Genomic DNA, 24,068 nt, shown 5'->3' on the forward strand with positions numbered 1-24,068 from the left:
GATGCTTCGGCTTCAGGCCTTCAGTTCAAAGTCCCGCTGGGCCAGCACGGCGTTGAGCGCCTTGCGATAGGGGCTGGGCATCGGCAGAGCTTCCAGCCCGGCCAGCGGGATCCATTGCAGGCCCTCGGGAGGTGCCACCCCGGCCTTATCAGGAGGGGCGTGCACCCAGAGATCCACCTTGTACCGGGTGATGGTGTACTTGGACCGGTGCAGTACCGCGGGTGGATCCGGCAGCGCGGGGAGTTCGGGCAGCTTCCACAACCCCGTACGGCGCTTTCCGGACTCCTGTTGAAGAAGCACCCCTTCCTCGCCAATCTGGAAGTACACACGCTCCGTTACAGCCGTGATCACCGTCTGCTTGCTCTTTACCGGCAGGCTCGCCGGGTCGCGAGTGAGGCAGTGCGGTTGCACCGGGCACGAGCCGCAGTTGGGCGCACTCACGCGGCAGATTGTCTGGCCCAGTTCCATGAGGGCACTGTTGAACACGCGGGGACTTTGGGCCGCCTCCACCAGAGCCCGGGATCGCGTCCAGAGCCGCGCCATGCCCTCCCGGCTGTCCACCGGGGTGGCATCGTCCCACACGCGGGAAAGCACCCGTGCCACGTTGCCATCCACAATCGGTGCCGCCGCATCGTGGGCAAAGCTGCACACCGCCCCCGCTGTGTAGTCGCCCACTCCGGGCAGGGCGCGTACGCCTTCCAAGGTGGCTGGAAAAATACCACCGTGCTCACTTTCCACCCGTTGCGCCATCTGCTGGAGGAACCTGGCGCGGCGGTAGTAGCCCAGCCCTTCCCAGACGCGCAGCACCTCGGCTTCATCCGCCACCGCCAGAGTTGCCGTGTTGGGGAAGCGTTCCATCCAGCGGGCGTAGTAGCCCCGGTCCAGCACCGTGCTGATCTGCGTCTGTTGCAGCATCATTTCCGAGACCAGAATCGCGTAGGGATCCGTCGTCCTCCGCCAGGGGTAGTCACGGCCGGACACTGCAAACCAGGCCTCCAGGGCATGGGCTATTTTTGCGGGATCAGGCTCGATGACGTTTTTCACAGGCGGGAAATCAATCGTGAAGAAACCGGGATGCGGAGTCCGATTTCAAGTCTAACCTGCATGGATTTCACGTCTTTAGCCCAGACCTTCCATGCCCGCCGTCACCACCTACACCAAAGCGCTCACAGAATCCCAGGCTGCCAGGCTCCGGACCGTGCTCCAGGCGAAGGGTTTCAAGTTTCTGGAGAAGCCCTACTGTCTGTACGCAGCAGAGGGGACGAAGGTGAATGTGGCCGTGTATGAAAAAGGACCCAAGATCGTCGCCCAGGGGAAGGGGGTGGAGGAGTTCATTACTTTCACCCTCGAACCCGAAGTGCTCGGAGTCGCCGAGCTGGGGTATGAGGAGGTGAACCAGCCTGAGATGTTTGAGCCCCACCTCGGGATCGATGAAAGCGGCAAAGGCGATTTTTTCGGCCCGCTGGTTATCGCGGGTGCTTACGTCGAGGCATCCATGGCACGGAAGCTGCGCGATATGGGGGTGATGGACAGCAAGCGCATTGGCAGTGATGCCCGGATTGAAGCGATCGCCGGGGACATGCGTGCGGCCCGGGTGGTGCATGAGGTGATCGTGATCGGCCCGGAGAAGTACAACGAGCTGTACACCAAGTTTGGCAACCTGAACCGGCTCCTCGCCTGGGGGCACGCCCGCGTCATCGAGAATCTTCTTGAGCGTGTGCCCGACTGCCCGATGGCCCTGTCTGACCAGTTCGCCAACCCGCGGGTGCTTCAAAGCGCCCTCCTGGAAAAAGGGAAAACCATCGACCTGCAGCAGCGCACCAAGGCGGAGAGCGACCCGGCCGTGGCGGCGGCCTCCATCTTCGCACGGGAGAAATTTGTGCGCTGGCTCAAGGAGGCGGGCGACCGGCTCGGCATCCTCCTGCCCAAGGGGGCATCTCCTGCGGTGAAGCAGGCAGGAGCGGAGCTCATCCGCAAGCACGGAGCCGATATTCTGCCAAAAGTGGCAAAGATGCATTTCAAGACCGCCATTGAAGTTGCAGCAATTGCATGATATTTTCTCTGGAGACCCTTGGAAAGCTGGTTTATGAGTTGCTCACGACCAGCGATCTGCAAAAGTTCCTGACTGCCGTTCGAAAATCAGCCAAGCAACCTGTTACAGGCTTATGTCAACCGTAACCAAACGTGATCTGGTGGTAGAATTGAGCAACCGTACGGGTTTGACGCAGAGTCAGGCCTTCGACCTCTTCCAACAGGCCCTCGACCTCATCACAGAGGAGCTCGCGAAGGGCAACGAAGTCACCCTGCGTCGTTTTGGCACCTTTGAGGTGCGCGTGACGAAGCCCAAGATTGGTCGCAATCCCAACAAGCCAGGTTCAGAGATGCAGATCCCGCCGCGCACAGTGGTCCGGTTCAAGCCTGGCAAGGAAATGAAAGCCCAGGTGGGAGCCGTGCCCCCCACGAACGTGGCGGAGGACTGAGTCATCCGCCGGCCGGGCTCAAGCTTCAGGCCGGGAGACCACCACCGCCTCATAGACAAAGGCGGGTGGCAGATTGCCCCAGACCGTGGAGCTGGTCCGCAGCTCCACACAGCGCTCTTTGAGCAGCGCGCGGAATCGCTGACCCTGTGGCAGCATGTGGAACCCCGCGTAGGCAAAGGTGACAAACACCCCGCCCGGTCGTAGCCTGGGCAGCACGTGATCGAGGATCGCCTCCTGCAGCCCTGCGGGAAAGTTGGTCCACGGCAGGCCGCTCACAATGCTGTCGAAGCTACAGTCCGGCCCCAGGGAGCCTGCAAAGTCGAACTCCTGGCAGGGAGCTGCCTCAAACCGCATGCGTGGATGCTGCTGGCGCAGTTGGTCCACAAAGGTCTGATTGAGCTCCAGGCCCAGGTAGCTGGCTCCTTCCGGGAGCACCTCATCGATCGCCGTGGTGAATGCCCCCGTGCCTGGCCCAAGCTCCAACACGGAGCGGGCTTTGGCCACCTGGGCGCATTCGACCATGCGTCGTGCCAGTGCCGGTGAGGAGGGCGCGATCGCCCCGGTGGTCTGCCAATTGGTTAAGAACTGTTGAAAAAATCTCCACGACATTCAAGTCACGCTATCCAATGTTGCAGGGGCGTGCGAATGGTTTTATCAGAACAAGGTCAGCCCATGAAATCGCGCCTCGTTGTTCTCCTAACGTGTGCCGGCACCTTGCTCGTGTCCGGTTGTGGCTCCTCCCCGTACAAGATCACCTTGCGGGACGGGCGTGAGTACTTCACGGCCAGCCGGCCAGAGTTCAACGAGAAGACGGGATATTACAAATTCCGGAGCCTGAATGACCGGGACGCGCTCATTCGGAGTGATGAGATCCTGATGATGCAGGAGCTCTGACCCCCCCCAGTTGCTGACGATGAATGTGAATCTTGGCCATCTTGTTCCGCTGGTATTGGCTTCAGGCTCCCCCCGCCGGGTGGAGTTGATGGAGGAGGCGGGCTATGTCTTTGAGGTGCTGGTGCCCGAGGTGGAGGAGGCTCATGACGAGTCCCTCACCTGTGAGGCTCTGACCATGGAGAACGCCCGGCTCAAGGGGCGGGTCATCGCCGCCTCCCGGCCGGACGCCGTGGTGGTGGCCGCAGACACCCTCGTCTATCTGGATGACAAGCCCCTGGGCAAGCCGCGTGATATGGAGGACGCCGCGGCCATGCTGCGACGTCTCAGCGGGCGCACCCATCGCGTCTGCACCGGCGTGGCCGTCCTGGCCAAAGGGGGCACGGTGGAGCATGCCTTCCCAGTCATCAGTGAGGTCACCTTCAAGCTTCTCACGGAGGAGGTCATTCGCGAGTATCACTCGAAGATCCAGCCGCTCGACAAGGCGGGTGCCTATGCCGTGCAGGATGAGAGCGCCATGATCATCGAGCGGGTCGAAGGCTCCTGGTCCAATGTCAAAGGCCTCCCCATGGAGCGCCTGCAGGATGAGCTGGCTGGTTTCCTGAATCCCTCTGTTGATTGAGGCACGCCGGGGACACGAGGAGTCAACGTCAACGTCCGCCTCTGGGTTTTTCGTTTTCGCGTCGAAGCGCCTCTGTATCCCAGCCTCCGTCCGGTTTGCTGAGACCCTTCATGTCCGCAGCGAAGAGCTTCTCCATTTCCTCGATCTGGTCCCGCGCCGCGTTCACATAGGCGGCACCCAGTTTGTGCTCGTACCAGACGTCCGCCATGGACCGCAGGCTGCGTTCGTCCAGCTCCTTGAAAAGGCGCGTGGCCCGGAGCGCTTCATGCGCAGGGTAGCCCAGTGTGCGCAGCGTTTGCGCCGCCATGTCCAGGGAGCTGCCCAGCGTCTCGCGGTAAATGTGCTCGATCCCGCGTTTTACCATCTCATAAGCGTGCAAGCGGCCCGAGGCGCGGGCCAGAATCGCCAGATGCGGGTAGTGATGCTGGACGGTGTCGATGATTTGCAGCGCCTTCGCCTCATCGTCGATGGCGATGACAATCAGCTTGGCCCGGGCGGCACCCGCGCTCTCCAGCAGATCAGGGCGTGAGGCATCGCCGTAGAACAGCTTCAATCCCATGCGTCGGAGCAGATCCACCTGATCAGAGTCCATGTCCAGCACCGTGGCCCCGATGCCGTACGCGCGCAGCAGACGGCCCACGATGTGACCGAACCGGCCAAACCCGGCGATCAGCACTGCGTTCTCCTCATCAGGGATCTCGTCCATGGGCCGTTCTTGCTGGGATTTTAGCAACCAGGGCAGGAGCACCTTCTCATGCAGCAGCAGGAGCAGCGGCGTCATCGCCATGGAGAGCGCCACCACGGCCACCGTCGGCTTCGTGATGGAGGAAGGCAGGATGTGCCCGGCATCCGCCATGGAGAGCAGCACGAAGCAGAACTCCCCCCCCTGCGCGAGTGCCAGCGTGAAGAGACTCGTGTCCGTGCCCGGCAGGCGTGAGAACCGCGCCACGATGAAGAGCACCAGCATCTTCAGCCCCAGCAGACCCGCTACGGCCTGGATCATGATCAGCGGCTGGGACGCGATGAGGCTGAAATCAACCCCTGCACCCACCGCGATGAAGAAGATGCCCAGCAGCAGCCCTTTGAAGGGCTCGATGTCAGACTCCAGCTCGTGGCGGAACTCGCTTTCTGCCAGCACCACCCCTGCCAGGAAGGTACCCAGCGCCGGGCTCAGTCCCACGCTCTGCATGAGCAGCGCGATGCCGATGACCAGGAGCAGCGCCGTGGCGGTGAAGATCTCCCGCAGCTTCGTGCTGGCCACAAAACGGAAGAGCGGTCCGATGAGGAAGCGCCCGCCGCCGACAATCAAAGCAACAGCCCCGACGGTGAGCAACGCCTGGTGCCAGCCTGGCACTGCGTCCGCCGCCGCACCGTGGTGGGGATCCACGACCGCTGGTGCCCCGCCCACGGCCAACAAGGGGAGAATGGCCAGGATCGGGATGACTGCGATATCCTGAAAAAGCAGCACCGCAAAGCTGGCCCGCCCCGCCTCGCTCTTCATCTGGCCTTTCTCCGCCAGCGATTGCAGGACGATGGCCGTGGAAGACATGGCCAGGATCATGCCCAGGGCCAGCCCCTGTTTCCACGGCAGACCCAGAGCCATTGCCGTCGCACCAATCAACAACGCCGTGGCGGCGACCTGTACGCCACCCATTCCCAAGATCGGTCCGCGCAACCGCCAGAGCAGGCGCGGCTTCAGTTCAAGCCCGATTACGAAGAGCATCATCACCACGCCGAACTCGGCAAAGTGCATCACGTCGCCACCCTCACGGCCCACAAACTTCAGCACAAACGGCCCGATCAACACCCCGGCCAGCAGGTAGCCCAGCACCGAGCCCAGCCCGAGTCTTTTGGCGATCGGCACCGAGATGACGGCCGCGCAAAGATAGATGAAGGCCTGGGCCAGAAAGGAATCAAGGTGCATGGCAATGGGCGGGAGTCAGAAGCGCGTCTGGGGAAGAGGGACCGCAAGATTGAGCGAATCATGAGCCAACACCTTGCCAGGTTCAAAAGCATCGCTGCACAGATGGGTGAGCACGTGGCGGTAGTGATCCGCGTGCTGTTGCAGCTCGGCTTCCGAGAGCTGAAAGGTCCCGTGAACCACAAACGGGGGCAGAAACTGCATGCGACAGAGAGTGGCCGTTTGTTCCAGCGGTGCCAGCAGCTGGCGGATGGAGAAGCGATTGTAGCCCACCGCACAGTAAGCCTCTGCCATGCCCCCGGTGGAGATGGCCTGAATCCAGAACTTCCCCTCCAGTTCCCGGCCGTTCTCCCCGTAGGCAAACCCGTGCTGCAACACCAGATCCGCCCACTGCTTCAAGATGGCGGGCGTGGAGTACCAGTAGAAGGGATGCTGAAAAACCACGCCATCATGCTGCCGCAACAGTTCCTGCTCCCTCGCCACCTGAATGTGAAAGTCCGGATACTCTTCGTAGAGATCATGCACCGTCACGCCCTCCACCCCCTGCGCCGCCGCCAGCAGCGCCTTGTTGATGCGAGACCTCCGAATGGCAGGATGCGCGTGGACGAGGAGGATGCGTTTCATAACTTTCTCTACCAGATTTGCTTGATCAAGGCACCGATTCTCGATCGGAGCAACGCCTCCGACTCGGAATCGCCGTTGCAAACTTCAGCCAGTACGAGTGCAAAGTCCCGGTGTCTCGAAAGCTCGTGAAAGGCTGATGCGATGAAATTTCTCAACCCAAGATCGCTCGCCAAGATTTCGTCATGGAGTCGGGCACGTCGTCTGACAACTGCCAAAATGTCTCTCAGGTCTTTGGCGTGATAATAATCCTCAACCCCACGATCTCTAAACGCATCCAGCTTGGCTCCAATGAAGGAAGGAGGATGAGCCAGCCAGATCGCCTTGCCTGAAGGCAACGTCAATCGAAGCGCCCCCTGCCACGCGAGTCGAAACCAGCGATTGTGATTGCCTCCCCAGTCAAAGTCTGTGGACAGAATGTCCACCTGAATCTTCATCTGAAACCACCATCGGAAAGGAAGAGCCCTTCCTGCGGAAGTCATACCAGAGTCGCGGTCCCGGACAAGACCATGACGTGCCAGAGTGTTCTCTACGAACTCCCGGTCTCGGTCACTTACAATCGAGGTCACGACATCCAGGTCTTTGGTTGCAGAAAACCCGTCGAATGTAAGGGTGTCGGCATACAACGGCACAGCTGCCCCGCCCAGAAAAACCAAACGCAGTCGGCCCTCTTTCTCCATTGCTTCGAAGACCTCGGCAGCTTCTGAAAGGACCGATGCGATGTTGTCTTGGTCGATGTTCATCGCGTGTGAAGTTTTCGCAGTCTTGACTCTAGCTCGACCATGGCGAGTTCACGTGCTCGGGGCTCTTGCCCTCGGAGAGAGTCGGTCAATGCCAGCCACTCGTAGAGCTTGGGGTCTGCTTTGGCCGCAAATGGGACAGAGGGGTAGAGCGGGGTAACGGCGGTGCCCAGAACATCGCTTGCAGCATCCGGCCAAACCAGAGGCATACTGGATGACTCCATTAGCAACTGGTTGGTAAAAGGTTCTGCGGCGTACGAGGTTGGCATCCCTTTGGCTGGAGCTCCTTTTTCCAAAGGCAGGAGGAGGGGCAAGGCGTGAACTAGCAGAGTCTGAAGGTTTCGAAGAACGAGTGACGGATGTGACTCCCGAGTTAGAAGACGACATCGTTGTGCCCGTTTCACTGCTGCATGAGTTTCTGAAACGCTCAGGCCCAACGATTTAGCTAGCTCTGCATAGGTATTTCCAGCCGGATCCGCGGCAAACTTGAGGGCTAGGAGCGCGTCTTGCGGCTTGAGAAGCATAGCTGAATAGTATTCGCAATTCGCGAATCACAAACTATTTTTGAGCAAGCGTTCGTCCTGCTCGTTATATTCTACTACTCATGCCTGCGTCCAACGAACTCCCCATACCGCGCTATTTCTCTGCCACAGTTGGCAGTAGCAAGGGGCGAGTTGGGTGGACTCGACTTTGGTCCCCGTTTGGGACGCCCATCAGCCTTGAAAACTTGGGGCAATTGGATGGCAGCCAGCGCGGCGGGTTTCTGGCCACTCCAGATAGCGAGATCAATCCCAACTGCAGATCCCTGGACGAGCTGAGTCGACAGCATCGTGCACTGATTCTCTGTGGCGCTCCAGGTGCCGGCAAATCCGTCGAAATCTACGCCTATTGCCAGAGGTTGATAGAAGATGAATCGGTATGCCTGCTCGCCTACGGTGCGGATGCGATCGATGACAGCGGGGCGTTACGTGAAATTAGTACTGGACATCCTGAATGGGAAAAGGCCCAACAGGAGGGGCGAAAAATCGTATTGGTGATTGATGGTTTCGATCAGATTCGCTTTCCATCCGGTAAACCATTGGCTGTGCTCTCTCGTTTACTTGGGAGCTGCGATCTAGCAAACGTGAGGTTGATCCTCGGGTGCCGTACTTCCGATTGGGACAGCTCGCTCGGGGAGTCCCTGTTGGCCCGATGGGGGCAGTCGTTGGGGGAAGGCGTATTTGAGATTTGTCCCCTCCAGCGTAGCGACGTAAGTGAGGCCGCTGCGTCGATAGGCATAGAGAATCCAAAGGAATTCCTTGATGCCATACAGGAGATGCGAGCGGAGGTGCATGCGCAATGGCCACTAACATTGGAACCGCTCCTTCATCGGCATGCCAATGGACTTGAATTGTCCGTTTCAGCCAAGGAACTCTACAATGACTCTGTAACCAGATTACTCGACTCGGCGAGGGACGAACAATCTGACTCTTTATTGTCGGCGACAACGACCCGCCAGATCGCCCGACGCATCGCTGCTCTTCAGGTTTTCAAGCAAAGTCAGTCGATTCAATTGTCGGTCGATCTTCCGAGTCGCGACGAGCTTACATCCAGTGACATCATTGGGCCTGAAGGTGAGCAGATGGAATGGTCAGCCACAACAGGGGCACCATCCGAATTGAACCTGCGGCAGATCAAGCATGTAGTTGGAACGGGACTCTTCACGGCACATGGTGTGAAGAACCGCGGATTCGTTCATCAAGCGTATGCGGAATTTCTTGCGGCAGAGTATGTCAAGGGGTTGAGCGTAACTGCCCTGAAGGAGATTCTTACGGTCCATGTCGATTGGCGGGAAGCTGTTCCTCCGCAACTGACTGAAACCGCAGCATGGGCTTCTGTGATGAATGAGGAGTGGTTTCAGTGGTTGTTGAGCCACTATCCTCAAATACTCCTCCGTGCAGACGGGACCCAGCTTTCGACCACACAAAAGGGTGAGCTGCTGCAACGTTTGTTGGCCAGAGTTTCATCCTACGATGCTCTCCCTTTTCGCGAGATCGACCGTTTGACGCCGTCCTTCGCCTTTCCTGGGATGGCGTCCCGTCTTTCGGAGGTGATTAGAGATGCCAGCGCGGATTCATCGGCAAGGCGATTTGCCATACAAGTAGCAGAGAGGTGCCGCTTACTTGAGGTGGAGCCGGCACTATGGGAACTCCTTGAACGGGGGGGGGACGAAACATTGAGGAGGGATGTCTGTCGTGCGCTTCATGTTTTGTTGCCATTGCGCGACGATCTCGACCCGGACACTCAGGAGAGGCTTGTCCGCCTGGTACGGAAAGAGATGGGCCCCGATGATTTGGACGACCTGAAAGGTCTGGCGCTTGAGCATTTGGTGCCGAAGTACCGCGAGGTTTCTGATGTTGCCGAATGGCTCACTCCGCCCGTTTTTGACAACTATACGAGCTCATACATACGGTTTCTTCGAGACAAGCTACCTAACATCTTGTCTCGAAGTGATGTCCCGGTATTGCTGTCTAGGCTTGCAGCAAATCGTTGGTGTTCTTCAAGGTCAGGGCACTGGAAGCTAGCGAAGGCAGTTGTTTTCGAGGCGATGAACCAGTTGCATGAAGTTGCAACCAGGCAAGCTATGATCGCCCTGATCGAAAGCTGTGTTCTGCATTCCATCAGACTGCCTTTCTCCGATTCTTCATGGCAAGAAGAGGAGGAGAGCCCTGACGAACAGTGGCAAATGCGAGTTGACCTTCTTCACCTATATTTGAATGAAGGTCCAGGTTCTGTCGAGGATGTGTGGAGTGTGAAGGAGATGCTGGGGCTTCGTCATGTTCCTCTGAGGCTGCTCCTTGATGAGTTTGAGGCGGCACCAATGACAAGTCGTCCGCACTGGGCGGAGTGCATTCGGCTTTCAATCTTCAATGAAGAAGATCGAAAGTCGGTCTTGCCACGCCTCCTGGAAGTGTACGTGAGCAATTCAGAGCTTCGAGATGCACTGTTGCCATGTCGCCCGGGTCTGAATATTCATGAAACGCTTGTAGCTTATCGCGAAGAGCAATCGGCCAAGCAGAAGGAATTTTCCCGAGAAACTGTGGATTCCGCTACAGACGAAATCACCGCGGATCGAATAAGGCTGGCCATAGGTGAGCTAAGTGACGGTGATTTCCGTCATATGCTTGACGTGCTGCACTGGGTCCACGGATCTGATGCGGGGCTGTTTGAAGACGCTGTGAACTCACAACGCTGGGACGTCCTGCTCAATGATGAGCAACGGCTCGTGCGTGATGCAGCCAGAACATGGCTTGCGGCTTCAACCGATCCAAAAGGAAAAGATAGTGTGTGGCGAAACACAGATGACAGCTATGCGGCATGTCTATCTTTCGGGCTGCTGGCAGACGAGTTGGAAGGAGATAGTCACCTCGCACGACATGCGGCGCTAAATTGGACTCGTGCTTTCATCCTGCAGCCAAGGAACAGTACGCCTGGAGATGTGAAGATTGCAGCGACTTTGCTTAAGTTCAATTCCAGCGGGGTGGTGAGTGCGCTATCAGAACGCCTTGAGATCGATAGCAATTTGAAAAGCAATGCCAGCGCATTGCGATACTTTGAGCATTGTTGGAGTGGTGAGCTTTCGGCAACAGTAGTTTCCTTTCTCAATCACCCTGACATCTATCCAGGAACCTATAAGTCGGCCTGCCGGTTTTTGGTGGCCGTGGATTTTGTCGCTGCAAAATCCATGTTGGCCTCGCAGCTTCTCAGAATTCCCTTGCAGCAGGGGGGCGAGCTATCTGCATTGCAAAGAGCAGTCATTTTCTGTGCTGCCTTTCGCACCCGTGGGCAGCTTTGGGGGCAGGCGGTCTTGCATTTTCAATCGTTGGAAAATGCTCGCACGATTTTTGAGGAAAATGCTGATGCGTTCGGCTCGTGGCATATGCGCAGGGATACAAAGAATGAACTGCTCCAGGGGCTAGGAGTGGACGAGTTGGAGCAGCTTTATATTTTGTTGGCGACGATTTCACCGGAATCTGAATCGGGAATCAACAAGCGATTCCTAACTGGTGGAGATACGTTGGGGGAAGTGCGTGCTCTTGTTGAGCGTACATACGCGGCATTGCCGGCTCCGGAGGGTAGGTCCAAAAAAGTCATGGCTCAATTGTCGCAATCACTGCGGGAATCATTCGCGTTCAGCAAAGGTTCAGCGTTGATTTCTAATGCGGAATCCGAATTCAAGCCTGTTCCCCCAGCGACTTTGCTCAAACTGGTCCGTCTCTCTGACGCCAGACTGATCCGGTGTGAGGAAGATCTCGTGGACTTCTGCGTCGAGCAGATCAAACGCTTTGAGCATGATTCAATTGAGCTCCGACAAGATTACTTTTGGAATAAAAATGGCACGGAGAGGCATGAAACCGATCTTTCGAAGGCGCTGACTGGGTGGTTCCAACGAGGTCGTGAGCTGATCGCAAATTGCGAAGCGCAAGCGGTTCACATCACCGGGGACCGCACTGACATCAAAGTGGAACTCCCGCACATCAGACCTGTGATCATCGAAGTCAAAAAGGCGCACAATCCTAGCGTTGAAACTGACATCCAGACGCAGCTTGTTGACCGCTACTTGCCTCAACACCAAACATCCTTCGGGCTCTACGTCGTTGGATGGTTTGGTCACAAGTCCAGTTTCCTGGGTGGTGAAACCCCAAAACAGGACGAAAAGGTTCTTCAAAAGTTGGTGAAGAAACTAAAGGGCCCGGCCGACCTCCAAGTTCGGGCGATGGTCTTGGATTGCCGGAGAAGGCTGTCTGCTCCCAAAGATTCAAAGGGTCGCATGACTGCTTCAAAGAAGGGGAGATCCAGGAATGCCGCCCCGAAGGGGTGAATTCGATCAGGGATCGCACCCGCAGCTTCACTCCTCACATCCATTCTCCAGATCCTTCAACTGGTGATCCAGTGCCCCCACGGACATCTGGATTTCAATCAAAGAGAGGACAAGGGAGGTGATCATGGTCAGCAGACTGAGTCCAAAGAGGATCTTGCCTGCGGTGTCATAGCCAAAGAAGAGGAGGAGCATGCATACCGTGCAAATCAGAATGCTGAGGACGCCGAAGAACTGCATGTCACGGATGAGCTTGATCCGGTAACGCAGGTTGTGGATCTGCTTGAGGTAGATGGGGTCTGCAGACGTCTTGTAATTGGCGTGCAGAGCCCGCACCACGCTGGCGAGGCCGTGGAACCGGTTGGTGTAGGCCAGCAGGAGGAGGGAGATGGCCGGGAAGATGAGGACGGGGGTGGTGAGTGTCATAACACGTGGCATGAGCGGCTTGGTTCTGGTCAGAACCGTCCGCCCTACAGCTTATGCCAGCGGGAATCGTGCCTCAATGCCGGTTTCCTGCCCGGAACGGTCAGCTCCGCAGGGCCATGCCGCTGTTGAGATTCCCGGAGATGGCGTTGCGCAGGTCCTCCAGGCTCACCGGCTTGCAGAGGAAGCCGTTCATTCCAGCTTCCATGCAGGACTCCTTCACCCCGCTCAGGGTGTGCCCCGTCATCGCCACGATCACCGGCTGGTGTTTCACATGGAAGTTCGCCCGGATCTCCCGGGTGGCATCCTCGCCGCCCAAGATGGGCATCTGGAGATCCATGAAGACCAGGTCGTAGGTGGCGTCCACCACCATGTCCACGGCTTCGCGCCCGTTCTCGGCGATGTCCACGTTCAGATAGCCCAGCTTGTTGAGCATCATCTTGGCCAGCTTCTGGTTCATGGGCTGGTCTTCCACCAGCAGGATGCGGGCGGGATGATCTTGGGCAAAAGTCTGGCGCTCGGGCGCGGCGGGGCTTTCCGGGAGATTCAACACGGAAGGCTTGACGTCGATGCCTGTGACTTGGGCCAGGGCCTTGAGGAGCTCCCGACGGCCTGCCGGTTTGTGGATGAACAGGGAGCGGGGACCCGTGGCAGACTGGAGCGTCTGCTTCACCTGCTCATGCCCCAGGGACACCAGGCCAAGAGTGGCGATGTTCAGGGAGCAGGCGCGGTTGGCGATTTTCTCCACCAGGTGACGAACCGGGGTGACAAGGTCCAGGATGATCAACGGTGGAGCTCCATTGAGGAGATCCTCGACATTGGCTCCCGGATCCAGCGCACGGGCCTGGGCGGTCATGCCAAAGAGGCGGCAGCTATGGGTGAGGATGCTGGCCGTGGTCTGGTTTTGGGAAAGAACAAGCACCTGGCGGCCGCGCAGGGTGTGAACCCAGCGGGTTTCCTCCTCAAGCGCCTCGGCATCATCCTGGGCAGCTGACATGGGCACTTCGAAGAAAAAGTTGGAACCACCGCCCAACTCGCTGGTGACGCTGATTTCCCCGCCCATGAGGCGGCAGAGCTTCCGGCAGATGGCGAGGCCGAGACCGGTGCCGCCGTACTTGCGGGTCGTAGAGGTGTCTGCCTGGGTGAATGCCTGGAAGAGCAGGGGAAGCTTGTCCTTGGCAATGCCGATGCCGGTGTCCCGTACAGACACCTGTAGCAGCGTGTACTCGCTGCCGTCCGGCAGCTTGCGCACGATCGGCTGGGCCACCACGAGAATCTCGCCGCGCTCAGTGAACTTGACGGCGTTGGCGACCAGATTCACCAGCACCTGTTTCAGGCGCTGGAAGTCACCCGTGATATGGCGGGGGATGTTCTCGCTGACGTGGTAGTTGAGCTCGACGCCCTTCTCCGCCGCCTTGAAGGCAAAGATGCCCATGGTCTCATGAAACAACCGCTCCAGGCTCACCGGCAGGCGCTCCAGCACCATCCGGGCGGATTCCAGCTTGGAGAAGTCCAGGATGTCATTGATGAGGTGCAGCAGGCTCTCGCCACTGGTGCGGATCATGCGCACCAGTTCCATCTGCTCGTTGTCCAGCGGGGAGTCCAGCAGCAGGGAGGTGGTGCCGATGATGCCGTTCATCGGCGTGCGGATCTCGTGGCTCATGTTGGCCAGGAAGTCCGCCTTGGCGGCCATGCCGGACTCCGCCTGTCGCTTCGCGGCGAGGGAGTCGCTGATGACCTTCTGCTTGCGCTCCTCCTCAATCTGAAGGTGCTCCACCGTTTCATTGAAGACCTGGAGGGCCTCGGCGATTTCATCAATCCCCTTTTGAGGGAGGCGATGGGTCAGCAGACCCTGGCGCAGGGCGAGCAGGCCTTCCGTGATGTCCCGCACCCGCTTGCCCAGCCGACGCCCCATGTAGAGTGAAAAGAAGAGACCGGGGAGCAGACCTGCGCCACCTGCAATGGAGAGTACGGCCAGCAGTTTGGGGGAGGAGAGCAGGTGCCTCACATTGTACATGGGCTGCTCCACCACCATGGTGCCCATCAAAGTACCGTCCGCGCGGTTGATGGGGGCTGCGGCCACGATCCACTCTGCCGGGGCGATGTTGCCTTTGCTGTTGCTGATGAACCGGGAGGAGGCCGCATAGGGCAGGCCTGCCGAGACCAACGTGAGGGCTTCCATCACGCCGACCTCAGCGTCTTCAGGTGAGGCCAGTTGCTCCGAGCCAGACAGCGTGAATTTGGAAGAGGTGCCGAAGCGGTTCTCCTTGGCGGCCACCTCCGGGAGGTAACGTACCACTTCAGCAAAAGTGCCCAGGCTCGTCAGCGAATGTGGGCCCTGGAGGTCCATCAGCTCCTGGCGGAGGTTTTCTTCAGCCTCCCAGGGGATTTGTTCTGGTATGTTGGTGGAGGCTTCTGCGCCAAGTGACCGCTTGAGCTCCGCAGCGCCCGTGAACGCAAGACCAAGCAGATAGGTGCGTTGGGCGGAGCGGGCGGAGTCCAGCTCATGCCACACAAAGCCGGTCCCTGCTGCTGCAACCGCCAGAACGAGAGCGATCAAGGTGAACAACAACAACCTTGTGCTCAGCAGCAGTGCTTTGATACGGGGGGCCATGAATGAACTATACGCCTGAGGGCGGTCGGGGGTCGGTACGTGCTATTTCCTCATTACTGGATGCTGGCGTGGTAGGCGACGGCGTTGGGAAGGATGCGGTTCACCATGTCGGCCAGCATGCGGGGAGTGTACGGTTTCGGGAGCACATCGTCAAAACCCATTTGCCGGCAACTGGTCATGCTTTCCTCATCGACAAAAAAACCGCTGCAGGCGATGACCGGGGTGCCGGGCTGGATGTTGCGCAGGGCCTCAAGCGCCTCCATGCCGGACATGCCGCCGGGGAGCACCAGATCCAGAATGATCAGGTCCACCCTCGAGTGGTGCAGCACACAATATTTGAGTATCTGGGAGGCTTCCTCCGCGCTGCTCGCACTGAGCACCTCCCACTTGTGGGAAGTCAGTATCGTGCTGGCGAGCGCTCGCAGCACGGGTTCATCGTCCACCAGAAGGATCCGTCCTCTGAACGCAGGAAGGGAAACGGCGCTTTCAGCGTCGTTGGATGGGGAGTTGGCAAGGTTCATGCAGGTCAGATGGCAGTATAGGAAAGACAGCGGATCTCGTCCATTGTCGTGTTGCCAGCAAGGAACTGCAACAGCCCCTCTTGATAAAGGGTCCGGAAGCCATGAGTAAGAGCGGCCGTCCTCAAACTTGAGAGGGGGGCTGCGGCTTCAATGAGATCACGAATTTCATCGTTGATCTCACAGAGCTCCATGAGGGCGAGCCGGCCGCTGTAGCCTGTGCCGTGACACTCATCACAGCCCACACTCTCGTACACCGGCTGGGTGAGGGCGTGGGTGATCGCACCTTGCTTGAAGAGATGCTCCTGTATCTCACGCGAGGCGGCCACCGGCCTTTTGCAGTAGCCGCAAAGTTTCCGCACCAGACGTTGGGCCTGGCTGAGCGCCAGGGAATCTGCGAGGAGGTACTTCTCAACGCCCATGGAAAGCAGACGGGAAACGGCTCTCAGGGAGTCGTTGGCATGCAGGGTGGTCAGCACCAGGTGACCCGTGAGGGAGGCGTTCACCGCTGCCTGGGCGGTCTCAGTGTCACGAGATTCCCCGATCAGAATGATGTCAGGGTCGGCCCGCAGGAGGGCTCGCAGGCCGTTGGCAAAATCCAGCCCGTACACAGGGTTGGTCTGTGTCTGGTTGATGCCCTCCACCTCGTATTCGATGGGGTCCTCAATGGTCTGAATGTTCACGCTCTCCTCGTTAACGCTGTTGAGCAGCGCGTAGAGGGTGGTCGTTTTACCTGAACCTGTGGGGCCGGTCACCAGCACCAGGCCCTGGTCCCGGCGCATCACGCGGGTGAAGATGTCCTGCTGGCGCTGGCTGAGGTTGAAGTCGCTGAGGTGGCGCACGCCGTCCTGCTTGTCCAGAAAGCGCATGATCACCTTCTGAAACTCCCGGCGCGTCGGCACGGCGGCCACGCGAACGTCCAGCCTGCGCCGGCCGATGCGCATGGCAAAGCGGCCATCCTGCGCCTCCTGGCGCGTCTGGCTCATGTTGGAGTAGTTCTTCACCAGTGCGACGAACCGCGAGAGCAGCTCTTCTGGTGCCGTCAGGATGACCTTCAGATTGCCGTCGATGCGCGCCCGGAAGCGTGTCACGTTGTGAAACTTCTCAATGTGGAGGTCGCTGGCGCGGCACCGGATCGAGGTAAACAGGGCCCAGTGCATCAGTTCCTCGGCAGAGTGGTTGGGGTTCTGGGGATTCACCCGCCCCATGTCCTCCGCGCTGATCTCCACCACATCACTTTCCTCCCGCTCAGCCAGGTGAGTTTCCTCGACCTTCGCCACCGAGTTGGGATCGAAGTTGGCGGCGGCGCGTGCGATGGCCTCCCTGATGGCTGCTGGATCCGCCAGCACAGGGATGATCTTGCCCGCCTCGTTGCCCAGAGAGAGCCATTCGTCCTCGAAGGCATAGTTGTCCGGTGTCTCGCTGAGCAGATAGACGCAATGCCGGCCCGCATACAGTGGATAGACATTGAAGCGCTCCAGCAGATGGTGCGGGAAGAGCTGCTGTCGCGGGGCCTCCTGGGCGTTGTACACCTGTGCTTTCCCATCCGTGGTGAGGTAGCGCAGGGCCACCCCCAGATTGCGTTGCAGTCCGTTGAAGTCGGCCACACTCAGGACGGTCTTCTTCTCCCGCAAAGCAGAATGAAAGCCGCGCAACCGGGTCGCGTCCGAGGGCTCGTAGGGGTAGTGTTTTAGAAGCCACTCAAATGCAACATCCAGCCCCACTTCGCTCAAACGGGGCACTTCCAGCTTCTCCAGGGGATTTTCCTGCGGGATGGGATTCTGCTGGCAACGGCTGGCAAAGTCCTGTCTCGTCTTCTGGTACTGATCCTTGGAGATCAGCACCCGCACTGCCAGAGCGTGTGGCACCCCCCACAGGTCTGTGGCCTTCGGATTGAAGTGCGCCATGACCAGCAGCGGGCCCAGGGTGGCCACCGGCAGCCAGGGATCGGCCGTGTAAGGCATCCGCCCGAGCTTCCTCAGAAGGCGCTCGGCCTCAGGCGGGCAGCTTTCCCGCAGGAGATTGACCGGCACCAGCCCATGCTGGAGGGCCACCCCTTCTATCGTCATCACCAGCGACTCTTTCGCCCCTATCGTGTCTGGGCCCGGGGCGGGTGCCCCGGTGGCGAAGCGGAGGGATGCAGGTGAGGAAACAACAGACATGGTGCGGGTTCTGGGACGGAGAAGGGGCCGGCTACTTTCCTGCCATCGTAAAGTTGGGAGGAAAGCTGAACGGCGTGCCGAGGTCAGAGCCGTCAAATGCCACTTTCAGGCCGGTGCCGGACGCGCCAGGAGGAAGAAGTTTGTACAGGGTGCCAGTCCACATCAAGCGGTAGTCATCCATGCTGCTGGAGATGCCGGGATTCCAATCATTTCTCATGTAGGGCGACCCGGGCTTGGGATTCTCAGGGTCGCGGTACTGCATGGTGCGCAGAATGAGCATTTCATCCTGACCGGAGGGGGCCACGCCGGTGAAGAGCAGTTCGTAGTTGCTCATGTTGAACCGGTGCACGGCTGTATTCAGCGTCTCCAGCGCGTTCTTCGCAACCGCAGCATGCGCACTGGTGGTCATGTCGCTGAATCTGGGGATCGCAATCGCAGCAATCACTGAGATCACGGCAATGACGACGATGATCTCCACGATGGAGATGCCCGCCGGCTTCCGGTGCGAGCCTGTCATGGCATGGGTTCCCTTCATGGCTTTTTGGGCTGCCGGTCAATAGCTTATCGTCGTGGAGCCTTGTTTCAAGGTGACCTTTGCCAGAGGGTCAATGGTGCGGAAGGTGATGCTGTACCCGTTGGGAACGAAGTCGGTCAGGTTCGTTTCTGAGAAGGAGATGTAAGGGGCGATCTTGGCGTACTTGGCCTGGTCAGTGGTGGCGGCGGTCCAGTCTGAGACGGCTTGGGTGCGGCCGCGCACCTGGATGAACGTGGCCATGCCCATGTTGATGGCCTCGGCGCGGGCGATGGCGACATTGCGCTCACTGTCACTGCGCATCTTGATCAAGTTCGGGATCGCCAGAAAGGCGATGATGCCGATGATGGCGACTGCCGCCAGCATCTCTACAAGAGAAAAAGCCGCTCGCATGGAACTGCGGCACCGGGTGGAAAAACTGCTGTGCATAAGCGGGATTCTGTTACTCCGCATTGAGTTGGACCTGCGGATAAGAGCCAGATGCCCAAGTCGGAAGGGTGAGGAATTGCTTCGTCGCGGTGAGCGCTTCGCTCTTGATCTTGTCCGAATTGGTCGTGCTGCTGAAGAAGTGGTTCTTTGTGGGATCGTCAAGGTAGCCGGAAACAAGGTTCAACCGGGCCAGGGAGGTGGTGCGGCTGTTGTAGTCGGTGCGTATCTCCTCCACCGTCCGGAGTTTCCCTGCACCTGTGGTGGCGTTGATGACGTTCACCCGGTTCGTGTCCCCATTGACCCAGGCGTTGACGGCATTTTGCACTGCTGCCTGCTGCTGCCGGGCGATCATCCGGCTGGCGTCGGTCGTGGCGCTGGAGAAGGCGCTGATCAACACTCCCGCCATGATGGAAAGGATGGCAATGGTCACCAACGCTTCGACCAGGGTGAAGGCCCGTGGGTGCCGGCAGGTTGATGGATTCATGAGAAGAGCAGGGGGTTTGGAATGCGGGCGGGCCCAATGGCCTGGCCAAAGGGCCCGCGCTGGGATTCAAGCCGGCGCTGCAGCTCGGCGACCGTTACTTTTTGTCCTTGTCGTAGTAGATTCCGGAATCGTTGGTGGAGATGTACTTCAGAGCTCCGGTTTTTTCGGCATCACCCAGGCCAGGAACTTGGAAGAGCTTGCCATCAAATGCTCCAGTGCCTTTTTTACCAGCGACGACGTCGTCGAACGCTGCTTCGGCGGAAGTGGTGTTCCAAGTCACACCGGCGGCCTGCCCCGCTTGAAAGACGGAAACAACGTTCTGGGCGTTGCGCTGGTCCTTGCCCTTGGCCGCGGCGTCATTGATGCCGCTGATGCTGGGGATGGCGATGGCGGCGATCACACCGATGACGGCGATCACGACCAGCATTTCAATAAGGCTGAAGCCTTGGGCGATGATGTTTTTACGTGCTGTGTTTTTCATGGGTAGTGTTGTCTGAGTACTAGTTTTTATGGTTACTGATGGGAGCTGTCTCAAAAAGAGGAGCTGCGCTCGCTCATTTATGATAACAGTGGGGAATCTATCATTTTTTAGATTAGCGTCAACTCAAAATTATCGTCATTATGGCCAATCTGAGAAGGGTGATTCGTTTTCAGGTGAAATTTACGTTTCTTCGCATGTTGATTCTCATTTTCGACCGGGGAGGATGGCGTCACCCAGGCTGAAGATGGGCGCGTAAATCGCGTAAACGAGAAAACCCACCATAAGACCCAGAAACATGATCGTGATGGGTTCGATGATCTTGTCCACCTGGTTGGCCAGTCCATCGAGCTCGTCCTCGTAGTCGTCCGCGATTTCGTTGAGCATTTCTGTGCCGGCACCCGTTTCGGATGCCAGCTCGATCAAACCGCAGATGGACCTTCCGTCTTCACCCAGCCAGTGGGACTCGATGAGGAAAGACTCATGCATGGTCCGCCCGACGTTGATGTGGCTGGCCAGGCGTTCAAAGAACTCCTTGTATTGCCAGTGCCAGGAGGCTTCGGCAGTGATGGCCAGGGCGCTGGAGAGTCGCACATTAGCCTCTAGCAGCATGGCAAGGCACCGGAAACTCACTGCAGAAGCCGACTTCCGCACCAGTGTGGAAATGACAGGCAACTTGAGAAACAACGACTGGGCGGAACGCGTGCTGGAGATGCGTCCCCAGTTCTTGAAGAAAAGGATCATGCCCACGATGGGGATGGCCACCGTCCAGGGTTGGTGGACCAGCGTGTTGGAAACGAACAGCAGCGCCTTGGTCCCCATCGGCAAGGCCACATTGAGGGAGGTGTAGAGCTTCTGCATGGCCGGTACCAGGGTGAAGCTCATGATGATCACCACGGTCACGGCCAGCACGATGACGATCGCAGGGTAAATGAGCCCCGCTTTCAGCTTCTTGATGATGCGGGCAGTCTTCTTTTGGGCAGTGCCAATGCGCCGGCAGACGGCGGAGAGCTGGCCGGCTTCTTCGCCAGCGATGATCAGGCTGAGCAGTTCCTTTGGGAAAACGGAGGGATGCTTGGCAATGGCATCGCTGAATTTCTCTCCAATGGAGAGGTCATAGACCATCTCTGCAATGACGCCGCGGTACTTGGGAGATTTGACGCGGTTGGCCTGGAGCTGCAAGCTCTTGATCATGCCGATGTTCCGCTCCAGGCAGCGGGCCAGGCCATTGAAGAACACGACGCGGTCCTCCAAGTTCTCCTTGGGCAGGGTCATTTTGTGCACCGTCTCATCCAGGCCCACGATGTCCTCGATGGTGGCGGTCTCGTTTCCGGACATGCCGGAGCCAATGATGGCCTTTTCATGCGTGTCCGTCTCCACGTACGACTCGTGCCTGCCGCCGGTGTGGATGTTTGTGATGAGGACTTTCTTGAGCATGACAAAAAGAATGAGCCTGATGAACTAGCGGATGCTGGGGCGGTACACCTCTGAGGAAAGAGTCTGGTGTGCGGTGGAGACTGGATTGCGAATGGTCACGGTGCAGGTGACGTCCTCCAGCGTGCCCATGCTGTTGGCCAGGGTGGTGGTGCCTTCCCCGGTGAAGCTCACCTGGATGCCCGGAGCGGTGCCAGAGGGGACGATGGCGGACTCCAGCATGCGGTTGTTCGTGACATGGGGCAGCACGGCGAGCACCTCGGAGGGGGTCAGTCCCAGCTGCCAGAGACGGGAGGCATTGTCATGGTAGTTGATCGCCACGGCTGTGACTTCTGCCGTCTCCACCTGGAGGTTCATCGTGCCTGCAAGTGCCACCGCACCGCCGATGACCACCCCCACCATGGCGGAGGCCACGAGCACTTCGAGGATGGTGTATCCGCCAGGGCGGCTCTGGAAAGATGGTTTCATCGAACGAGAAAGTAGGTTTCCATCCAGCCGTCCCGGGGCAGCAGCTTCTCCAAGTCTTGGGGGGTGGTCTCGCGCTGTAAAATGATGCGCACTGTGCTGCCGGAGTCGGTGCAGTTGACGGCCCAGTTGGTGCGGATGCCGCCGGTCATCTGGACGTTTACAGAAGAAGGCAGGCTGATGTAGGTGTTGCGGTACTCAGAGATGAGGTTCATCCTCCACCTCAGGGGGCCGCCGGACACGAGGCTGGTGCTCTGGAAATTGAGGTTCAGGTTGTCACCGTTGCCCGGGCCGGCGGCGAATATGAGGCGTCGGTTGTTTTCGCCGGTGATCTTGATGTTCAGGACGGAGCTGGACTCAAGCCAGACGATGATGGGAGAGAGGGCGTCGGCGTTGGTGTAGTCGCTGGCGGTGGTCTGACCCTCCAGCACCAGTTCTGAAAAAGCGGCATTGATGCGCACATGAGTGAGGCCTGTGTGCTTCAACCGGACGGTGATTACTTTGGACGACTTCGAAATCTGGACCGCTGAAGAAGAGTTGCCCACGTCGCTGGAAGTGGAGGTGTAGTTTGTCCAGCTCCCCGTCGTTTGTCCCAGATGAAGGAGTGACCCCGGCGTGAAGTCCGTGTTGTTGATCATCTTCAACGTCCCGTTGGTGACGGCGGTGGGGGTGCTGGTGCCGCCGTACCCGGCAGTGGCGGTGGGCGTGATGGCGTAGTTCTCCGGCAGCTGCGCGGCCGTGCCTGCATTGTTCTTCACGGAGTTCGTGAAGCCCGGCTTCATGTGGATGTAACTGTTGGCGCGCACATCGGTGGTGAGGGCGGTCCCGTCATAGATGACCACGCGCCCGTCCACGCGGAGGTTGTCGGAGAGGTAGTAGTCACCGGATGTGACGGCTCTTTTGTGCAGCACCAGGAGGTCGCCCTGGAGCTGGGCTGGATAACTCTTGAGGTAGTTGAACATGCTGACGTGCTCCGCCTGATTGCTGTTGGAGTCCGCCGTGGTGCGCTCGTAGAAGTACCCGTAGTCCACCGTGGGGGGCACCTGGATGTTGTTGAAGGGGTAGGAAACAATCTGGTCGTCGGGCCGCTGGGTGGATCTGAAGGCGGACAGATTGGTGTAGGCCGTCGCCTGCAGACCGCCCCAGTTGCTGGCGAGCGAGGCACTGCTGGCCGAGCGGCTCACCGTGTCCCGCATGCTGTACACATAGCCGTACTGGCGGTTGGCCGCCTCGGTGTTGGTCCAGGCCAGGCGTCGCTGGCTGGCCGACGCCATGCGTTCGGACTGCTGGAGCCGTGCCCCCAGCACGCAGATCATGCCTGTGACGGCTATGGCACCCACCAGCACCATGGCAAGCGCGAACATCATCGCGGCGCCGCGAGGATGACGAGACTTGTTGCGGGAGAAGGGGCGGTGCATGGATCTGCTAGGTGGAGGGGAACATCGGCGTGGTGAACATGAAGGCCGTCCGGCCTGCCATATGGTTGTAGGCACGCCGGGGATCGGTGGTGCCGTAGCTGCCGTTGAGCACCCCGCCGGTGTTCACGTTGGCGGGCAGGGCCAGGGAATCCATGGCGGGATCCGGCCAGAAGATGAAGTAGAATGGCTGCTCAGCGGCCACCTTGAACCGGTCAATGGTGGTGGTGCCCTCCGTGATCGCCTTCAGGGAGCGCCGCTCAAAGGCGACCACGGGCGGGACAAAGGACTCCGTCTCCCCGCTGGCGCGGTAGATCACGTCATAGTAGCCGGTCAGGCCGCCGTTCACATAGCGGCGGACGCAGGCGTAAGTTCCTAGACTCGTACTGGTGGCGCTGGGATTTTTGGCGTCCACAAAGTCCACATCATAGACCGCGAGCACGGGAATGGTGGAGGCAGTCTGGGAGAAGCCCAGGAAGAACACGGAGTAGTTGGGGGTGACCCCCGTGTTGCGGTAGCTGGTGAAAATGGACCCTGAGCCGGAAACGGCGGTCGCGAGATAGGTCCGGAACGCCTCGGGGGTGTCCATGCGTGTACCCGAGGGCGGCGAGGCGATGCTTGCCGGCCGGACGGTGTTGAAGACATTGTTCCCGCGATACAGGCAATACACGGCCACGGACTGGGCGGTGTCCGTGATGAACTTCTCCCTCAGGGCCTCGGCCCGGGCCAGGCTGCCGTAGTTGGGCGCCATGTAGGTGGAGATGTCCGTTCCCGACTGGCCGGGATAGAAGTTGCTCTTGGCATTGGACGGCAGACGCACTGTGGCCACGTCATTGAACCGTTGCTGAGCGCGTACAAAGGTGCTGTAAGCCAGGGCCGCTGCGCCCATGACCACGGCCCCCACCATCGTGGCGACGAGCATTTCCGCGGCTGAAAAGCCGGAGGGTTGTTTGGGAAGCACCTTCATTTCAACCTGCGTCG

General features: G+C 59.0%; 22 protein-coding genes. 5 read left to right on the plus strand and 17 right to left on the minus strand.

The annotated features are described in order from the left end of the window. Positions 1–12: 12 nt before the first annotated feature. The gene (locus VSP_RS33400; RefSeq protein WP_009958359.1) at positions 13–1,044 is read right to left on the minus strand and encodes an A/G-specific adenine glycosylase; all 1,032 of its coding nucleotides are present in this window, start codon (positions 1,042–1,044) and stop codon (positions 13–15) included. A 91-nt stretch (positions 1,045–1,135) separates the two neighbouring features. On the opposite strand from VSP_RS33400, the gene rnhC reads away from it, so the two are divergent. Continuing rightward, entirely contained in the window at positions 1,136–2,053 is a 918-nt protein-coding gene (gene rnhC, locus VSP_RS01920; protein WP_009958360.1) for a ribonuclease HIII, read from the plus strand. 112 nt (positions 2,054–2,165) lie between these two features. Continuing rightward, positions 2,166–2,480, plus strand: a complete 315-nt coding sequence (locus VSP_RS01925) for an HU family DNA-binding protein (protein WP_009958361.1) — start codon at positions 2,166–2,168, stop codon at positions 2,478–2,480. Positions 2,481–2,498: 18 nt separating this feature from the next. Here VSP_RS01925 and VSP_RS33405 read toward each other — a convergent pair whose 3' ends face one another. Beyond that, positions 2,499–3,002, minus strand: coding sequence for a class I SAM-dependent methyltransferase (locus VSP_RS33405; RefSeq protein WP_009958362.1), 504 nt, complete (start codon positions 3,000–3,002; stop codon positions 2,499–2,501). A gap of 150 nt (positions 3,003–3,152) precedes the next feature. On the opposite strand from VSP_RS33405, the gene VSP_RS33410 reads away from it, so the two are divergent. After that, on the plus strand, positions 3,153–3,374 hold the full coding sequence (locus tag VSP_RS33410; protein ID WP_009958363.1) for a YgdI/YgdR family lipoprotein: 222 nt from the start codon (positions 3,153–3,155) through the stop codon (positions 3,372–3,374). Positions 3,375–3,393: 19 nt separating this feature from the next. Next, positions 3,394–3,993, plus strand: coding sequence for a Maf family protein (locus VSP_RS01940; protein WP_009958364.1), 600 nt, complete (start codon positions 3,394–3,396; stop codon positions 3,991–3,993). A 28-nt stretch (positions 3,994–4,021) separates the two neighbouring features. Here VSP_RS01940 and VSP_RS01945 read toward each other — a convergent pair whose 3' ends face one another. From VSP_RS01945 to VSP_RS01955, 3 genes are read right to left on the minus strand one after another with little or no spacing between them, the layout of a single operon-like run. Continuing rightward, complete coding sequence (locus VSP_RS01945) at positions 4,022–5,917, minus strand: monovalent cation:proton antiporter-2 (CPA2) family protein (protein ID WP_009958365.1); 1,896 nt, start codon at positions 5,915–5,917, stop codon at positions 4,022–4,024. A 15-nt stretch (positions 5,918–5,932) separates the two neighbouring features. After that, the gene (kefF, locus tag VSP_RS01950; RefSeq protein ID WP_009958367.1) at positions 5,933–6,538 is read right to left on the minus strand and encodes a glutathione-regulated potassium-efflux system oxidoreductase KefF; all 606 of its coding nucleotides are present in this window, start codon (positions 6,536–6,538) and stop codon (positions 5,933–5,935) included. 8 nt (positions 6,539–6,546) lie between these two features. Then, positions 6,547–7,278 carry a hypothetical protein gene (locus tag VSP_RS01955; protein ID WP_009958369.1) on the minus strand — a complete coding sequence of 244 codons (732 nt, stop codon included), beginning with the start codon at positions 7,276–7,278 and terminating at the stop codon, positions 6,547–6,549. Positions 7,279–7,879: 601 nt separating this feature from the next. On the opposite strand from VSP_RS01955, the gene VSP_RS01965 reads away from it, so the two are divergent. Continuing rightward, a complete protein-coding gene (locus tag VSP_RS01965) occupies positions 7,880–12,136 on the plus strand; it encodes an NACHT domain-containing protein (protein WP_009958371.1) in 4,257 nt (1,418 codons plus the stop codon). 27 nt (positions 12,137–12,163) lie between these two features. On the opposite strand, the gene VSP_RS01970 is transcribed toward VSP_RS01965, so the two are convergent. The 12 genes from VSP_RS01970 to VSP_RS02025 all read right to left on the minus strand — a co-directional run bounded on the left by VSP_RS01970 (position 12,164) and on the right by VSP_RS02025 (position 24,054). Next, positions 12,164–12,559: a DUF2721 domain-containing protein gene (locus VSP_RS01970; protein ID WP_009958373.1), complete on the minus strand. Its 396-nt coding sequence runs from the start codon at positions 12,557–12,559 to the stop codon at positions 12,164–12,166. 100 nt (positions 12,560–12,659) lie between these two features. Next, the gene (locus tag VSP_RS33415; RefSeq protein WP_009958374.1) at positions 12,660–15,170 is read right to left on the minus strand and encodes an ATP-binding protein; all 2,511 of its coding nucleotides are present in this window, start codon (positions 15,168–15,170) and stop codon (positions 12,660–12,662) included. Positions 15,171–15,223: 53 nt separating this feature from the next. After that, positions 15,224–15,691 (minus strand): response regulator, encoded by a 468-nt coding sequence (locus VSP_RS01980; RefSeq protein WP_009958375.1) that lies wholly within the window; start codon positions 15,689–15,691, stop codon positions 15,224–15,226. 5 nt (positions 15,692–15,696) lie between these two features. Beyond that, complete coding sequence (locus VSP_RS38785) at positions 15,697–17,850, minus strand: GspE/PulE family protein (protein ID WP_009958376.1); 2,154 nt, start codon at positions 17,848–17,850, stop codon at positions 15,697–15,699. Positions 17,851–17,881: 31 nt separating this feature from the next. After that, positions 17,882–18,385 (minus strand): prepilin-type N-terminal cleavage/methylation domain-containing protein, encoded by a 504-nt coding sequence (locus tag VSP_RS01990; RefSeq protein ID WP_009958377.1) that lies wholly within the window; start codon positions 18,383–18,385, stop codon positions 17,882–17,884. Between the two features lie 18 nt (positions 18,386–18,403). Next, positions 18,404–18,811, minus strand: a complete 408-nt coding sequence (locus tag VSP_RS01995; RefSeq protein ID WP_198141294.1) for a prepilin-type N-terminal cleavage/methylation domain-containing protein — start codon at positions 18,809–18,811, stop codon at positions 18,404–18,406. Between the two features lie 13 nt (positions 18,812–18,824). After that, positions 18,825–19,295 (minus strand): type II secretion system protein, encoded by a 471-nt coding sequence (locus VSP_RS02000; protein ID WP_009958380.1) that lies wholly within the window; start codon positions 19,293–19,295, stop codon positions 18,825–18,827. Positions 19,296–19,389: 94 nt separating this feature from the next. After that, the gene (locus tag VSP_RS33425; RefSeq protein WP_009958382.1) at positions 19,390–19,776 is read right to left on the minus strand and encodes a type II secretion system protein; all 387 of its coding nucleotides are present in this window, start codon (positions 19,774–19,776) and stop codon (positions 19,390–19,392) included. A 204-nt stretch (positions 19,777–19,980) separates the two neighbouring features. After that, on the minus strand, positions 19,981–21,210 hold the full coding sequence (locus VSP_RS02010) for a type II secretion system F family protein (RefSeq protein WP_009958384.1): 1,230 nt from the start codon (positions 21,208–21,210) through the stop codon (positions 19,981–19,983). Positions 21,211–21,234: 24 nt separating this feature from the next. Continuing rightward, complete coding sequence (locus tag VSP_RS02015; protein ID WP_009958385.1) at positions 21,235–21,675, minus strand: hypothetical protein; 441 nt, start codon at positions 21,673–21,675, stop codon at positions 21,235–21,237. Next, the gene (locus VSP_RS02020; protein WP_009958387.1) at positions 21,672–23,090 is read right to left on the minus strand and encodes a hypothetical protein; all 1,419 of its coding nucleotides are present in this window, start codon (positions 23,088–23,090) and stop codon (positions 21,672–21,674) included. The genes VSP_RS02015 and VSP_RS02020 overlap by 4 nt, the downstream gene beginning before the upstream one ends. Positions 23,091–23,097: 7 nt before the next feature. Next, complete coding sequence (locus VSP_RS02025) at positions 23,098–24,054, minus strand: PulJ/GspJ family protein (RefSeq protein ID WP_009958388.1); 957 nt, start codon at positions 24,052–24,054, stop codon at positions 23,098–23,100. Positions 24,055–24,068 lie beyond the last annotated feature (14 nt).

The organism is Verrucomicrobium spinosum DSM 4136 = JCM 18804, from assembly GCF_000172155.1.
Taxonomy (GTDB): Bacteria; Verrucomicrobiota; Verrucomicrobiia; order Verrucomicrobiales; family Verrucomicrobiaceae; genus Verrucomicrobium; species Verrucomicrobium spinosum.

Excerpts from the sequence above, each read along its gene's own strand:
- VSP_RS01990 (WP_009958377.1), bottom strand. The coding sequence starts at position 18,385 with ATGAAGGGAACCCATGCCATGACAGGCTCGCACCGGAAGCCGGCGGGC.
- VSP_RS33410 (WP_009958363.1), top strand. The coding sequence starts at position 3,153 with ATGAAATCGCGCCTCGTTGTTCTCCTAACGTGTGCCGGCACCTTGCTC.
- VSP_RS01980 (WP_009958375.1), bottom strand. The coding sequence starts at position 15,691 with ATGAACCTTGCCAACTCCCCATCCAACGACGCTGAAAGCGCCGTTTCC.
- VSP_RS02020 (WP_009958387.1), bottom strand. The coding sequence starts at position 23,090 with ATGCACCGCCCCTTCTCCCGCAACAAGTCTCGTCATCCTCGCGGCGCC.
- VSP_RS33415 (WP_009958374.1), bottom strand. The coding sequence starts at position 15,170 with ATGGCCCCCCGTATCAAAGCACTGCTGCTGAGCACAAGGTTGTTGTTG.
- VSP_RS02010 (WP_009958384.1), bottom strand. The coding sequence starts at position 21,210 with ATGCTCAAGAAAGTCCTCATCACAAACATCCACACCGGCGGCAGGCAC.
- VSP_RS01970 (WP_009958373.1), bottom strand. The coding sequence starts at position 12,559 with ATGACACTCACCACCCCCGTCCTCATCTTCCCGGCCATCTCCCTCCTC.
- VSP_RS33405 (WP_009958362.1), bottom strand. The coding sequence starts at position 3,002 with ATGGTCGAATGCGCCCAGGTGGCCAAAGCCCGCTCCGTGTTGGAGCTT.
- VSP_RS02000 (WP_009958380.1), bottom strand. The coding sequence starts at position 19,295 with ATGAATCCATCAACCTGCCGGCACCCACGGGCCTTCACCCTGGTCGAA.
- VSP_RS01965 (WP_009958371.1), top strand. The coding sequence starts at position 7,880 with ATGCCTGCGTCCAACGAACTCCCCATACCGCGCTATTTCTCTGCCACA.
- VSP_RS01955 (WP_009958369.1), bottom strand. The coding sequence starts at position 7,278 with ATGAACATCGACCAAGACAACATCGCATCGGTCCTTTCAGAAGCTGCC.
- VSP_RS01925 (WP_009958361.1), top strand. The coding sequence starts at position 2,166 with ATGTCAACCGTAACCAAACGTGATCTGGTGGTAGAATTGAGCAACCGT.
- rnhC (WP_009958360.1), top strand. The coding sequence starts at position 1,136 with ATGCCCGCCGTCACCACCTACACCAAAGCGCTCACAGAATCCCAGGCT.
- VSP_RS01940 (WP_009958364.1), top strand. The coding sequence starts at position 3,394 with ATGAATGTGAATCTTGGCCATCTTGTTCCGCTGGTATTGGCTTCAGGC.
- VSP_RS01995 (WP_198141294.1), bottom strand. The coding sequence starts at position 18,811 with ATGCACAGCAGTTTTTCCACCCGGTGCCGCAGTTCCATGCGAGCGGCT.
- kefF (WP_009958367.1), bottom strand. The coding sequence starts at position 6,538 with ATGAAACGCATCCTCCTCGTCCACGCGCATCCTGCCATTCGGAGGTCT.
- VSP_RS38785 (WP_009958376.1), bottom strand. The coding sequence starts at position 17,850 with ATGTCTGTTGTTTCCTCACCTGCATCCCTCCGCTTCGCCACCGGGGCA.
- VSP_RS01945 (WP_009958365.1), bottom strand. The coding sequence starts at position 5,917 with ATGCACCTTGATTCCTTTCTGGCCCAGGCCTTCATCTATCTTTGCGCG.
- VSP_RS02025 (WP_009958388.1), bottom strand. The coding sequence starts at position 24,054 with ATGAAGGTGCTTCCCAAACAACCCTCCGGCTTTTCAGCCGCGGAAATG.
- VSP_RS33425 (WP_009958382.1), bottom strand. The coding sequence starts at position 19,776 with ATGAAAAACACAGCACGTAAAAACATCATCGCCCAAGGCTTCAGCCTT.
- VSP_RS02015 (WP_009958385.1), bottom strand. The coding sequence starts at position 21,675 with ATGAAACCATCTTTCCAGAGCCGCCCTGGCGGATACACCATCCTCGAA.